Origin of the sequence: Streptococcus sp. FSL R7-0248 (assembly GCF_037967965.1) — a bacterium.
GTDB lineage: Bacteria > Bacillota > Bacilli > Lactobacillales > Streptococcaceae > Streptococcus.
In genome coordinates, this window is sequence record NZ_CP150201.1 from 1,667,043 (window position 1) to 1,680,079 (window position 13,037).

Annotated in this window: 14 protein-coding genes; 1 reads left to right on the forward strand and 13 read right to left on the reverse strand. The window is 40.6% G+C overall.

Annotation, left to right across the window (positions count from 1 at the left end; all coding sequences use genetic code 11):
• Positions 1–106: 106 nt before the first annotated feature.
• The 7 genes from NYE32_RS07505 to folB form a co-directional block, all read right to left on the reverse strand.
• Positions 107–1,174 (reverse strand): ABC transporter substrate-binding protein, encoded by a 1,068-nt coding sequence (locus NYE32_RS07505; protein ID WP_073685688.1) that lies wholly within the window; start codon positions 1,172–1,174, stop codon positions 107–109.
• Positions 1,167–1,946, reverse strand: a complete 780-nt coding sequence (locus tag NYE32_RS07510) for an ABC transporter permease (RefSeq protein ID WP_037598343.1) — start codon at positions 1,944–1,946, stop codon at positions 1,167–1,169. The genes NYE32_RS07505 and NYE32_RS07510 overlap by 8 nt, the downstream gene beginning before the upstream one ends.
• On the reverse strand, positions 1,943–2,737 hold the full coding sequence (locus NYE32_RS07515; protein ID WP_048673786.1) for an ABC transporter permease: 795 nt from the start codon (positions 2,735–2,737) through the stop codon (positions 1,943–1,945). Before NYE32_RS07515 ends, NYE32_RS07510 begins: the two co-directional genes overlap by 4 nt.
• Positions 2,721–3,875 carry an ABC transporter ATP-binding protein gene (locus tag NYE32_RS07520; RefSeq protein ID WP_064524180.1) on the reverse strand — a complete coding sequence of 385 codons (1,155 nt, stop codon included), beginning with the start codon at positions 3,873–3,875 and terminating at the stop codon, positions 2,721–2,723. The genes NYE32_RS07515 and NYE32_RS07520 overlap by 17 nt, the downstream gene beginning before the upstream one ends.
• A gap of 46 nt (positions 3,876–3,921) precedes the next feature.
• Positions 3,922–4,824 carry a UDP-N-acetylmuramate dehydrogenase gene (gene murB, locus NYE32_RS07525; RefSeq protein WP_073685690.1) on the reverse strand — a complete coding sequence of 301 codons (903 nt, stop codon included), beginning with the start codon at positions 4,822–4,824 and terminating at the stop codon, positions 3,922–3,924.
• A gap of 189 nt (positions 4,825–5,013) precedes the next feature.
• On the reverse strand, positions 5,014–5,505 hold the full coding sequence (gene folK, locus NYE32_RS07530; RefSeq protein ID WP_073685691.1) for a 2-amino-4-hydroxy-6-hydroxymethyldihydropteridine diphosphokinase: 492 nt from the start codon (positions 5,503–5,505) through the stop codon (positions 5,014–5,016).
• Entirely contained in the window at positions 5,502–5,861 is a 360-nt protein-coding gene (folB, locus tag NYE32_RS07535; protein ID WP_073685692.1) for a dihydroneopterin aldolase, read from the reverse strand. Before folB ends, folK begins: the two co-directional genes overlap by 4 nt.
• A gap of 222 nt (positions 5,862–6,083) precedes the next feature.
• On the opposite strand from folB, the gene NYE32_RS07540 reads away from it, so the two are divergent.
• The gene (locus NYE32_RS07540; protein WP_073685693.1) at positions 6,084–7,535 is read left to right on the forward strand and encodes an alpha-amylase; all 1,452 of its coding nucleotides are present in this window, start codon (positions 6,084–6,086) and stop codon (positions 7,533–7,535) included.
• 35 nt (positions 7,536–7,570) lie between these two features.
• On the opposite strand, the gene folP is transcribed toward NYE32_RS07540, so the two are convergent.
• The 6 genes from folP to rpsP all read right to left on the reverse strand — a co-directional run bounded on the left by folP (position 7,571) and on the right by rpsP (position 12,957).
• Complete coding sequence (folP, locus tag NYE32_RS07545; RefSeq protein ID WP_156685252.1) at positions 7,571–8,371, reverse strand: dihydropteroate synthase; 801 nt, start codon at positions 8,369–8,371, stop codon at positions 7,571–7,573.
• Positions 8,372–8,379: 8 nt separating this feature from the next.
• A complete protein-coding gene (gene folE, locus NYE32_RS07550) occupies positions 8,380–8,943 on the reverse strand; it encodes a GTP cyclohydrolase I FolE (protein WP_002884345.1) in 564 nt (187 codons plus the stop codon).
• Between the two features lie 145 nt (positions 8,944–9,088).
• The gene (locus tag NYE32_RS07555) at positions 9,089–10,933 is read right to left on the reverse strand and encodes an APC family permease (RefSeq protein WP_156685251.1); all 1,845 of its coding nucleotides are present in this window, start codon (positions 10,931–10,933) and stop codon (positions 9,089–9,091) included.
• A gap of 66 nt (positions 10,934–10,999) precedes the next feature.
• A complete protein-coding gene (locus NYE32_RS07560) occupies positions 11,000–12,262 on the reverse strand; it encodes a folylpolyglutamate synthase/dihydrofolate synthase family protein (RefSeq protein WP_156685250.1) in 1,263 nt (420 codons plus the stop codon).
• Positions 12,263–12,424: 162 nt separating this feature from the next.
• Entirely contained in the window at positions 12,425–12,673 is a 249-nt protein-coding gene (locus NYE32_RS07565; RefSeq protein ID WP_002884680.1) for a KH domain-containing protein, read from the reverse strand.
• Between the two features lie 11 nt (positions 12,674–12,684).
• Positions 12,685–12,957 (reverse strand): 30S ribosomal protein S16, encoded by a 273-nt coding sequence (gene rpsP / locus NYE32_RS07570; protein ID WP_002884675.1) that lies wholly within the window; start codon positions 12,955–12,957, stop codon positions 12,685–12,687.
• Positions 12,958–13,037: the final 80 nt, after the last annotated feature.

Sequence of the window (13,037 nt, forward strand, 5' to 3'; positions counted from 1 at the left end):
TAAGAAAAAGACTGAAACTATTGCGTTTCAGCCTCTCCGTAATTTTAAAATAAAATCGTTTGAAGAACCGTTTTAGATTGCATCTAAAACTTAGGTCTCAAAAATCTTATTTACGATACATCTTAACTTGAAGGTAAATATCGTTATAGATTCCTAGCCACTTTTGACCTAGGTTATTATAGACTTCAAGGTTTTTAATGGTTGATTCTGATGGGTAAAAGGCCTTATCATCCGTAATACTCTTTGGAAGTAAGGCTTTGGCTGCCTCGTTAGGTGTGGCATAACCAATATATTCAGCATTTTGCGCTGCATTTTCCGGTTTAAGCATGAAGTTGATAAAGGCATAAGCTTCCTTCTCATGCTTCACAGTTTTAGGAATCACTAGATTGTCAAACCAAAGATTTGAGCCTTCTGATGGGACAACGTAACGTAGGTCCTCATTTTTATCAAGCATCTCACTGGCTTCCCCTGAGAAGGTTACTCCAATAGCCGCATCACCTTGAACCATGTAGCCCTTCATCTCATCACCCACAATAGCTTTGATATTTGGTGTCAGACTATTAAGTTTAGTTTCAGCCAAACGTAATTCAGTCATATTCTTCGTATTCAAGCTATATCCCAGGCTATTAAGTGAGAAACCAAGGACTTCTCGTGCGCCATCAACCAGCATAATCTGGTTTCTGTATTCGGGTGACCAAAGATCATTCCAGTGCTGAGGTGCTTTTTTCACCAATTTCGTATTATAGACGATTCCGACTGTCCCCCAGAAATAAGGTATGGAATAGTCATTGTGAGGGTCAAAACTAAGTCCTTTAAAGCTTGAACCAATCTGATCAAAGCCATGGATTTTAGATTTATCCAACTTCACCAAAAGGTCTTCCTTGACCATTTTATCAATGGTGTAGTCTGACGGCACAGCAATGTCGTATGTCGTACCACCTTGCTTAATCTTAGTATACATAGCTTCGTTGGAATCAAAAGTTTCATACTGGACCTTGATTCCTGTTTCTTTAGTGAACTTGGTCAAAAGATCAGGATCAATATAATCACCCCAGTTATATATAACAAGCTTGTCCGAAGCATTTCCTGTACGACTTTGCATGTAGGCAGAAATTCCCCAAAGGAAGAAAATAATTGCTAAAATCCCTGCCAGAAATTGATAGAGTTTACGCATCGTGCTCCTCCTTTCTCTCCTTGGTAATCATATAATATCCAATGACTAGAAGAATAGAAAACAAGAAGACAACCGTTGATAGGGCATTGATTTCCAAGGAAATCCCTTTACGGGCACGTGAGTATATTTCCACAGCAAGTGTTGAAAAACCATTCCCCGTAACAAAGAAGGTTACTGCGAAGTCATCCAAAGAATAGGTAAAGGCCATGAAATAACCAGCGATAATACCAGGTGTCAAGTATGGCAACATAACCTCACGTAACATCTGCCATTGGGTCGCACCCAGGTCATAAGCTGCATTCACCATGTCTCGATTCATTTCCTTGAGACGTGGTAAAACCATGAGAACGACGATTGGGATTGAGAAGGCAATGTGACTCAACAAAACCGATACAAAACCGAGTTGGAAACCTATCAAGGTAAAGAGAATCAAGAAACTCGCACCAATCATAACGTCAGGTGCAACCATGAGTACGTTATTTAGGGATAAGATTCCAGTCTGCTGCTTCTGTTTGCTCTCATAGATAAAGATAGACCCAAAGGTACCAATAATCGTCGCCAGAAGAGCACTAAGGAAAGCTAAAAAGAAGGTTTGAGCCAAAATTAACATGAGTCGGCTATCTGAAAACATGCTCTGGTAGTTATCCAGAGTAAAGCCAGTGAAGCTATTCATATCACCACCACTATTGAAAGAATAGGCGATTAAATAGAAGATTGGCAAATAAAGGATAACAAAGACAAGAGCTAAATAGAGATTTGCAAATTTTTTCATTGACGTCTCTCCTTTGTTAACCACATGGTCGCAATCATGGCAGCAATAAGAACAACACCAATGGTTGCCCCCATTCCCCAGTTTTGTGTAGTGAGGAAGTGCTGTTCAATAGCTGTCCCTAGGGTAATCACTCGGTTCCCACCAATCAAGCGTGTCAGCATAAAGAGGCTGAGACTAGGAATAAAGACAGACTGGACACCAGAGCGTACCCCATTAAGCGATAAGGGAAAAATAACCTTGGTAAAGGTCTGCCAATCATTGGCTCCCAAATCTTTACTCGCATTCACAATATTTTCATCCAAATCATCTAGTGCATTGAAAATCGGTAGAATCATAAAGGGAATTTCAATGTAGCTAGCCACAAAAATGAAGGAGAAATCCGTAAAGAGAATTTGCATGGGTGCAATCCCAAAGAAGCCGAGAAAGGCATTGATACCACCTTGTTGCCCAAAAATTCCCATAAAAGCATAAGCTTTCAGAAGGAGGTTGACCCAAGTTGGCAAAATGACCAACATCAACCAAAGTTGCTTATGCTTTAGTCTGGTTAAAAGATATGCCGTCGGATAAGAAATGAGAAGGGTTACCAGAGTAATGATGGCTGCATAAAGAACCGAGTTAAAACTCATCCTTAAGTAAGTCCAACTGGAAAAGAAGGTACCATAATTGTCCAAAGTAAAGTTGCCACTGATATCAAAGAAAGACTGATAGAGTAGCATGAGTACTGGAGCAACCACGAAGAGTAGGAGCCAAAGGAGGTAAGGAACCGAGAAGAGACTAGCTGTTTTCTTCATAGCGCTCCTCCTCAATGGCATTAATCAAGCCATCTTCATGCTCTTCCACTTCCACATATTCTTCAATACGAGCATCGAATTCTTCTTCTGTCTCATTAAGACGCATGATATGAATATCCTCAGGCGTAAAATCAAGGCCGATAATCTCACCCTCAATCGCCTTACGAGTTGAATGAATCATCCATTCATTACCAAGATTGTCATAGGCAATGATTTCATAGTGGACCCCACGGAAGAGCTGAGTTTCCACGCGAACTTGCAATTTGCCTTCCTCAGGAAGTGTAATCTGTAAATCTTCAGGACGAATCACCACTTCGACAGGTTCATTAGGACGCATTCCTCCATCAACAGATTCAAAACGTTTCCCATTGAACTCAACCAAATAGTCCTCAATCATAACGCCTGGTAGGATATTAGATTCTCCAATAAAGGTTGCAACGAAGTGATTGATTGGTTCGTCATAGATATCAACCGGAGTTCCTGATTGAACAATTTCACCATCATTCATAACAAAAATCCAGTCCGACATGGCCAAGGCCTCTTCTTGGTCGTGAGTGACAAAGACAAAAGTAATCCCTAAACGTTGTTGCAATTCGCGCAACTCGTATTGCATTTCAGTACGTAGTTTCAAATCCAGTGCTGACAAAGGCTCATCCAAAAGGACTACACGTGGTTGGTTAATAATCGCACGAGCAATAGCCACACGTTGACGTTGACCACCTGATAATTTTTGAATCGAGCGCTTTTGATAACCATTTAGTTGAACCATCTTTAAGGCTTCTTCTACACGCTCTTCAATTTCCTTTTTAGGCACCTTTTTCAATTTAAGGGCAAAAGCCACATTGTCAAAGACATTCATATGTGGAAAGAGGGCATAAGATTGGAAAACGGTGTGAACATCCCTTTTATTGATAGGAATATCATTGATTCGTTTTCCATCCAAAAGGACGTCACCACTGGTTGCATCTAAGAGACCTGCAATGATGTTCAAAATCGTTGATTTACCAGAACCAGATGCCCCAAGAAGGGTATAGAACTTACCTTCTTCTAGTTCAAAGTTGATGTCTTTTAAAACTTGTGTGCCACTGTCTTCAAACACTTTTGAGACATTTCGAAAGGCAATAATCGGTTTAGTCAATTGTCATAAATCCTCCATGGATAGCAAATATAGGGATAGGGTTTTATTAGTTTAATTCGTCGCCAATGATACGTACTTCAGGCTCTAGTGTAACACCTGAATTTTCCTTAACCTTAGCGATAACATCTGAAATAAGGTCTTCATAGTCTTTTGCTGTTCCTTGATCGACATTGACCATGAAACCAGCATGCTTAGTCGAAACCTCAACACCACCGATACGATGTCCCTTGAGGTTGGCTTCCATAATCAGCTGACCTGCAAAGTGACCTGGTGGGCGTTTAAAGACCGAACCACACGAAGGGAATTCAAGAGGTTGTTTAAGCTCTCGCAAATGATTAAGACGATTCATCTCATTCCTGATTTGCTCGTAGTCTCCTGGTTTGAGGTTAAATTTAGCTGAAATAACCACTTCACCTGTTTCTTGGAGCACCGAACGACGATAACCAAAACGCATATCTCTTGCATCAATCGTACGAATATCACCGTCTTTTGTAAGAACCTGAGCAGAAACCAAGATATGGGCAATCTCACCACCATAGGCACCCGCATTCATAAAGACGGCACCACCAACACTACCTGGAATCCCAGCTGCAAATTCAAAACCAGTCAAACTTTGGAAACGAGCCACCTTGGTTGTCGCAATCAAATTAGCCCCCGCTTCAGCTTCAATTTGATAACCATTAACTGCAATACCATTAAGTCTGTCAAACATAATCACAAAACCTCTGATACCACCGTCACGAACAATCAAATTACTGGCATTACCGAGCACCATCCAAGGAATGTCATGCTTATTAGCAAATTTGACAATACGAGAGAGTTCATAGCGGTTACGTGGAAAGGCCAAATAATCCGCTGGACCACCAACCTTGGTATATGTATAACGTTTTAAGGGTTCGTCGAAACGAATATCAATCCCCACTAAATCTTCTTTAAGTTCATCTAACATGTTATTTTCCATACTTTTTCTATACATTTATTTCTTTGTAGGTATCGTGATAGACTTCCCCATATTACTATCACTACCTAAAAATGAGTTAGTATTTTTCCCTAAAAATAAAAAGAAAAATACGGCAAAAAGCCAAGATTAATTATAGCAAAAAATCCCCATCTTGACGACAAGGAATTTCACGCAAAACTAATCCATAACTTCCAATTTACGGACATCACTAGTGTTTAATTGACTCAAATATTTTTTGTAGGCTTGGCCAGTTTTAGGGTCAGCCAAATCATCTGCTATTTCTATCAAGGGAACCAAAACAAAAGCTCTCTGACTCATATAAGGATGGGGCACTTTAAGGTGCTCAGTCTCCCAGATTTCCTGCCCATATAGAAGAATATCAATATCTACTGTCCGAGGCCCCCAATGCTCATGACGAACGCGATCAAGGTCTTTTTCAATCTGCTGACATGACCTTAGTAAGGTTTCAGCTGGCAACTGAGTCTCTAAGAGCAAGGCAAGGTTCAAAAAATCAGCCTGTTCTGTCAGTCCCCAAGCAGCCGTTTCATAATAGGAAGACACTGCTTTAACCTCTGTCTCAGGTAAGTCATTCAAGGCCTCCACAGCTTTTTGGAGATAGTCCTGACGATCACCCATATTAGATCCCAAACTCAAATAAACTCTTGTCATCGGCTACGCTCCAATTCAATACCAACACTCTTATAATGCCCATTAATTGGTGGATTTTCCTTGGTAATTCGAACTTTAATAGATTGAATAGGTGCAAATTGTTCAAATAAATCCTCACAAATCGCACCCGCCAAACGCTCAATCAAAATGTACTTTTTATCTTCCGCTTGTTTTTGCACGGCTTCGAAAACCAAACCATAGTGAACCGTATCATCTAGATTGTCACTCTGTGAAGCCCTAGTTAGATCAACAGTCAATTCCAAATCAACCACAAAAATTTGCCCTAGGGTCTGCTCCTCAGCAAAAGCCCCGTGATAACCATAAAAACGGCAACCATTTAAAATAATTTTATCCATAGTTTCTCCTTAAGACACTAGACTCTTCTTTATTCTAGCACAAAACAGTTGAAAAGTTGGTCTCTAATTAGTATGATATTTTAGACAAATCTGAAATTAGTGTATTTACACTTTATGCAATCGATTGCATAATTCTTCTGATTTGGTAAAATATAGACACAGGAGCTAAAAAGAAACTCCTGAATTATAAGCAAGACTATCTCAACTAATAAGGAAAAAACTATGACAAATCAAACCGCAATGCAATATTTTGAATGGTATCTCCCAAGTGACGGTCAACACTGGAACAATTTGGCTGAAGATGCCCAACATTTAGCAGACCTAGGCATCAGCCACGTTTGGATGCCACCCGCTTTTAAAGCTACAAACAAAGATGATGTTGGTTACGGAGTCTATGACCTCTTTGACCTTGGAGAATTCGACCAAAAAGGAACAGTCCGCACCAAATACGGCCTCAAAGAAGAATATCTCAATGCTATCAACCAACTCAAAGAAGTTGGTATTGTACCTATGGCCGACGTTGTGCTTAATCACAAGGCGGCAGCAGATAAACTTGAGACCTTCGAAGTGGTCGAAGTTGACCCAGAAGACCGTACCCAAGAGATCAGCGAACCATTTGAAATCGAAGGCTGGACACATTTCACCTTTGACGGACGTAATAAAGCCTACAACGATTTTGAATGGCACTGGTACCACTTTAACGGAACCGACTTCGATGCCAAACGTAATAAAAGTGGTATCTATCTTATCCAAGGTGACAACAAAGGCTGGGCAGACAACGACTTGGTTGACAACGAAAATGGTAACTTCGACTACCTTATGTATGCCAACCTAGACTATAAACACCCTGAAGTTATTGAAAATATTTACGAATGGGCAGACTGGTTCGTTGAAACAACAGGCGTTCAAGGGTTCCGAATGGATGCCGTTAAGCACATTGATTCTTTCTTTATGCGTAATTTTATTCGCGATGTCAAAGAAAAACAAGGTCAGGATTTTTATGTCTTTGGTGAATTTTGGAATGGTAACGAGGAGGATAACAATACCTATCTTGAAAAGATTGAAAAACGTTTTGACCTCGTCGATGTTCCCCTCCACAACAATCTACACAACGCTAGCACAGCGGGAGCTGATTATGATTTGACAACAATTTTCGATCATTCCTTGGTCAAAAATCATCCTGAACATGCCGTGACCTTCGTAGACAACCACGACACTCAACGCGGACAAGCTCTAGAATCCACTGTTGAAGAATGGTTTAAACCAGCTGCTTACGCTCTCATCCTTCTCCGTGAAGACGGTCTTCCTTGCCTATTTTATGGTGACTACTATGGTATTGAGGGTGAATTTGCCCAAGAAAATTTCCAAGAGAGCCTAGATACCTTGCTCTACGCTCGTAAAGACCTAGCTTACGGTGAGCAAACAGACTACTTTGATGATCCAAACTGTATCGGGTGGACACGCTCTGGCAACGAAGATGGGGCTCCATTAGCTGTAACGATTTCTAATGATGCTGCTAACAGCAAGTCTATGGAAATTGGTAGTGATTGGGCTGGACAAACCTTCTATGACATTCTTGGAAACTGCTCTGATACTGTAACCATTGATGAAGACGGATGGGGAGACTTTCCAGTTTCTGAAAAATCTGTCAGCGTTTGGACAATTCAAGACTAAGAAAAAAAGCTCAGTTGAACTGAGCTTTTTTAGTATCATAAAATTCCTGAAATAGTCTTAACGATATCACGATTGGCATCAACATTATGCACACGTACAATCTGACATCCTTTGGTAACTGCATAGCCAGATAAGGCAGCTGTCCCCTGGTCACGATCCTTAGCTTGGGTATTCCCACCCAGTAGGTAGTCCACAACTCGCTTACGAGAAATTCCAAAAAGAACAGGATAACCCAAGGCAACAACCTTATCCAAGCCTTTTAGCAGGTCAATATTGTGTTGGACATTTTTAGCAAATCCAAAGCCTGGATCAATCCAGATATTGTCCTTGGCCACACCTGCTTCCAAGGCAGCCTGAGCACGTTGACTGAGGAATGTACAGACATCTTCTGTGACATCATTGTATACTTCTTCTTTTTGATTATGCATAAGGATAATCGGCACATTCTTTTCAGCTGCTAAAGCTAACATCTGACCATCATAAAGTCCAGCCCAGACGTCATTTAGAATATCTGCACCTGCTTCAAGAGCAGCTCTAGCAGTGGCTGTCTTATAGGTATCAATACTGATGAGCACATCATATTTTGTCTTGATAGCCTGAATAACTGGAACGATACGAGCAACCTCTTCTTCCTCAGTCACAAATTCTGCCCCTGGTCTTGTAGATTCGCCACCGACATCGATAATAGCAGCCCCCTGGGCAATCATGCGCTCAACCTGAGCCAAGGCATCCTCTACTGTGTCAAAATCGCCACCATCTGAGAAAGAATCAGGGGTGACATTCAAGATTCCCATAATACAGGCCTTACCTGCAATCTCATGTTTACCGATAAACATCTTAACTCCTAAAAATCACGCATCAATGAAAGAATTTCCTTGCGTTCTTCGCGGTCTTCTTTATAAAGGCCCTTAGCGACAGTTGTGATTGTCTTACTTCCTGGTTTCTTAATGCCTCGCATAGTCATGCACATGTGCTCTGCTTCAACCATGACAAAAACTCCTCGAGGATTCAGAGCTTCTTCAAGTGCTGTAGCAACTTGATCTGTAAGACGTTCTTGCAACTGCGGACGACGAGCAGCTACTTCAACCGCACGCGCTAATTTGGAAAGTCCTGTCACCTTGTCTCCACTTGGCAAATAAGCCACATGGGCCTTACCATAAAATGGAACCAAATGGTGCTCACACATAGAGTAAAAAGGAATATCCTTGACAAGGACAACTTCGTCATGAACTTCTGAAAAGACAGCTGTAAATTGATCCTTAGGATCTTCATTTAGACCTGAAAACATTTCAGCATACATCTTAGCCACACGTTTTGGTGTATCCAAAAGTCCCTCACGCTCAGGATTTTCACCTAGAGCTTCCAATAGTTGATAGACTGCTTGTTCTACTTTTTCTTGATTTGCCATAATTTCCTCTTGCAACGTTATAATACTATCTATTATACCTTATTTTGCTGGATTTTTCTTGCAAAAAACAAGATTTCCTAGCTACCTAAATCTCAAAAAAAGCGAAGACCACCTTTCATATAGAGGTTATCTTCGCTTATATTTTTTAGTCTTTCAAGTGGTAAGAATAAGATGAAACAACAATATTCTCACGCCATTTGAGATAATATTTCAATCGTAAACTCATTTGGTTGTGAAGCATGGTTTGCCATGATTTTTTAGGTACAAACTGAGGAATCATGACTGTCAGAGTCGCATTATCCTTCTCAGCTTGAGTGGCGACCTCGTCCACATACTGAATGGTTGACTGAGTGATTGAGCTATATGGTGATTGGATATGAACCATCTCAATTTCAGGGAAATATTTTTTAAACTCTTGTTCAGTTTCCTTGTCCTTGTTCTCTGTATCTTTAGTAGATACATGCATGGCGATAACCTTGTCACCAATAGAACGTGCATAGGAAATAGCTCCGATATTAGCCTTGGTAACATTCCCAACAAGGATAAGAACAATATTTCCTTGATAATGGTGTTCTTCTACCGCTCCATCAATACGCAACTGTTGAGCAACACCATTATAGTGTTTTTTAATCTTAAGGAACATCCACATCAAGATTGCAATAATCGGGAAGAATGGCCAGATATCTCCTAAACGGAAAAGGAAGAGAATGAGAACGATAGCATAACAAATGAGGGCACCTAAGATATTTGCTAAAGAGTGTTTCCAGAATCCCTTACCATATTCACGAATCCAATGGACAACCATCCCCGTTTGAGAAAGAGCAAATGGAATAAATACACCGATGGTGTAAAGCGGAATCAACCGTTCCGTATTTCCTCGGAAAATAAACAAAAGGGTAATGGCACCAATTGCAAGTGTCAAGATCCCATTAGAGTATCCCATACGTGCACCTTTTTCAAGATACATGTGAGGCATGTATTTATTTTTCGCCATATTAAAGGACAACATCGGAAAGGCTGAAAAACCTGTGTTAGCTGCCACTGCAAGAATCATAGCAGTAGAGAATTGGAAAATGTAAAATAGAATACTACCAATCCATGATTGACCGAGGATTTCTCTAGCCATTTGTGACAAGATAGTTACTCCTACATGAGGAGTAATACCTGTCCACCAGTTGAGGAAGGTAATTCCCGCAAACATAGCCCCCAAAATGCTAGACATGATAAAGAGGGTTGATGCTGCATTTTTAGCCTTAGGTTTTTGAAAGAAAGGCACCGCATTAGAGATGGCTTCTACCCCTGTCAATGAGGCAGAACCTGAAGTAAAGGCCCTTAAAATAAGAATCAATGACACCCCTGTAATGGGTTGTCCTAAATGTGCTGTGGCTGCGTAAGGCATATGACCAGTTAAAATTTGAAAGAAACCAAATCCCAACAAGAACAGCGTCGAAACAATGAAGAGATAAACCGGTATCATCAAAGATTTTGCCGATTCACGCATTCCCCTAAGATTCATAACCATCAAAACAAGCACCAAAATCATTGATATCTCAAGATTGAAAGGATGAAGGAAGGGAAGGGCTGAAGTAATGGCATCTGCACCTGAGGCCACTGAAACAGCAACTGTCAACATGTAATCGACCAAAAGACTGCCACCAGCTATCAAGCCAAACTTAGGAGACAGATTTTCCGTCGTTACCATATAGGCACCACCACCTTGAGGATAGGCCTTGATAACCTGTCTATAAGAGATGGTAAGGCTGGCCAAAAGGACAAGAACCAAAAGCCCAATAGGGATTGACCACCAAATAGCCGCACTAGATACAGCTGTCAGAACCAAGACGACTTGCTCTGGACCATAGGCGATAGATGAGAGTGCATCACTCGACAACATGGCCAAGGCCTGAATCTTGGACAATAAGTGTTCATCACCACTATCATCATGAGTTAAAGGTTCACCGATTAAAATGCTTTTCAGACGTTGAAACATTGCGATCTCCTTGCTTTTAAAACATACGAAGGTTATTATACGCCCCTAAATGTCATCTTTCAAGTCTTAAACATCACTTGCCTGCTCTAAAACCCATTTTCTGACCTGAGAAATAAAGTATAGAGATCCCGTAATCACATAAAGTTTCTTATTGTCAGTCGTTACATGTTCTTTAATCCATGTTTTGAAATCTGGTACCTGCTTATAAACCTCTGGGTATTTATCTAATTTAACACTGTTTGGATAATCAAAACTCGTTACAGTCAAGTCACCAACCGATTTTAGCTGAGCTAGCATACCATCAATAGGCTTGGTGTCAATAGCCGCAAAGAGAAGTTCAATCTCCTTATCTGCATGTTCTGATTGCAGCAAGTCAATCAAAACTTTAACACTCTCATTATTATGGGCACCATCAATCATGAGATTAGGTCTTAAAAATTCTGTTCGACCTCGCCAATTGGCATGAGCTAGTGCGTCCTTTATGAGTTTAGGAGTTACTTTAGGATAATCTTTTTGAAGCAATAAAGAAGCCATAATAGCTAAACTAGCATTTGCTACTTGATGTTGACCAGCCATGGCCAAGGCTATATCATCTAACCTTTGCTCCCCATAGGTAAAATCAAAGGAATGACTAGACCCTTCAGCTGTGAAATCTCTCCCCAATTCATAGGTCTTGGCCCCTTCTTCACGCGCCTTCTTCTCGAAAACATCTCTAACATCAGTACGGTCAGTCGCATAAATAAAAGGAGCCCCATTCTTCAAAACACCAACTTTTTCTGCTGCAATTTCAGCATGGGTATTTCCCAAAATAGCCTGATGGTCCAAACCAATCGAAGGGCAAAGAACTGCCAAAGGCTTAAATAGATTAGTCGAATCATGAAGGCCGCCCATTCCAGCTTCAATGAATGCGATATCAACAGGATGGACCTGACCAAAATAGAGGAACATCAGGACTGTGATAATTTCAAACTCTGTCGCATTTTCATGCTCTGTCTCTTTTGGTAGACGTTCAACCACAGGCTTCACACGACTAACCAAGTCAAGTAAGTCCTCTTCTGAAATCATCTGACCATTAAGAGAAATTCGTTCCTTGAAGTCAATAATATAGGGCGAGGTAAAGGTTCCAACTTCATAGCCTGCCTGGGTAAAAATTGTTTGTAGGGCATTGACTGTAGACCCTTTGCCGTTTGTTCCCACGATATGCATAGCCTTGAGATTATCTTGTGGATTTCCCAATTCTTTGAGCATCCAAGCCATACGCTCCAAGCCAGGCTTGATGCCAAATTTTAATTGCCCATGAATCCAATCCAATGCTTCCTGATAAGTCATAATTACTCCTTTTTTGGCTAATGCTTCAACTTAGTCATTAAACTGACATTTAAACTAGATTCCTAGTTTTTCCTTGAGCTTAATGAGTTGACGTTCTTATTATACCAAAGACTTCTAGTCTATAACCAAAATATGCAAAAAAGGCAACCCTAGGGTCACCTCTTAAGCTTTCTCTTTTTCGTCAATAACAAGACGAACTTTTTTACCTTGAGTAGGTACCGAATAGACAATCGCTCTTATCGCCGTAATAGTACGTCCTTTTTTCCCGATAACACGCCCAATATCGGCTGGGGCAAGATCAAGATGGTACTCCAAAAACTCAGGACCGTCAATGATTTTGATGGTCAACTGATCTGGTGAAGCAATTAAAGGTTTAACGATAGCGATAATAAGATTTTCAATGGTATCCATAGGCTAAAAAATTATTTTGAGAATTTTGATTCGTGGAATTTCTTCATAACGCCTTCTTTTGAAAGGATGTTACGAACTGTATCTGAAGGTTGTGCACCTTTAGACAACCACTCAAGAACACGCTCTTCTTTAAGTGTTACTTGGTTTTCTTCAACGAGTGGGTTGTAAGTACCAACTGTTTCGATGAAACGTCCATCACGTGGAGCACGTGAATCTGCAACGTTAATACGGTAGAAAGGTTTTTTCTTAGAACCCATACGAGTCAAACGGATTTTTACTGCCATTTTTAATATCTCTTTTCTTTAGTTTTTTTATTATGGTGAGGGCTCTTATCGCCCCTCGACCTTAACTAGTATACCATATC

Excerpts from the sequence above, each read along its gene's own strand:
- NYE32_RS07505 (WP_073685688.1), bottom strand. The coding sequence starts at position 1,174 with ATGCGTAAACTCTATCAATTTCTGGCAGGGATTTTAGCAATTATTTTC.
- NYE32_RS07510 (WP_037598343.1), bottom strand. The coding sequence starts at position 1,946 with ATGAAAAAATTTGCAAATCTCTATTTAGCTCTTGTCTTTGTTATCCTT.
- NYE32_RS07515 (WP_048673786.1), bottom strand. The coding sequence starts at position 2,737 with ATGAAGAAAACAGCTAGTCTCTTCTCGGTTCCTTACCTCCTTTGGCTC.
- murB (WP_073685690.1), bottom strand. The coding sequence starts at position 4,824 with ATGTTAGATGAACTTAAAGAAGATTTAGTGGGGATTGATATTCGTTTC.
- folK (WP_073685691.1), bottom strand. The coding sequence starts at position 5,505 with ATGACAAGAGTTTATTTGAGTTTGGGATCTAATATGGGTGATCGTCAG.
- folB (WP_073685692.1), bottom strand. The coding sequence starts at position 5,861 with ATGGATAAAATTATTTTAAATGGTTGCCGTTTTTATGGTTATCACGGG.
- NYE32_RS07540 (WP_073685693.1), top strand. The coding sequence starts at position 6,084 with ATGACAAATCAAACCGCAATGCAATATTTTGAATGGTATCTCCCAAGT.
- folP (WP_156685252.1), bottom strand. The coding sequence starts at position 8,371 with ATGTTTATCGGTAAACATGAGATTGCAGGTAAGGCCTGTATTATGGGA.
- folE (WP_002884345.1), bottom strand. The coding sequence starts at position 8,943 with ATGGCAAATCAAGAAAAAGTAGAACAAGCAGTCTATCAACTATTGGAA.
- NYE32_RS07555 (WP_156685251.1), bottom strand. The coding sequence starts at position 10,933 with ATGTTTCAACGTCTGAAAAGCATTTTAATCGGTGAACCTTTAACTCAT.
- NYE32_RS07560 (WP_156685250.1), bottom strand. The coding sequence starts at position 12,262 with ATGACTTATCAGGAAGCATTGGATTGGATTCATGGGCAATTAAAATTT.
- NYE32_RS07565 (WP_002884680.1), bottom strand. The coding sequence starts at position 12,673 with ATGGATACCATTGAAAATCTTATTATCGCTATCGTTAAACCTTTAATT.
- rpsP (WP_002884675.1), bottom strand. The coding sequence starts at position 12,957 with ATGGCAGTAAAAATCCGTTTGACTCGTATGGGTTCTAAGAAAAAACCT.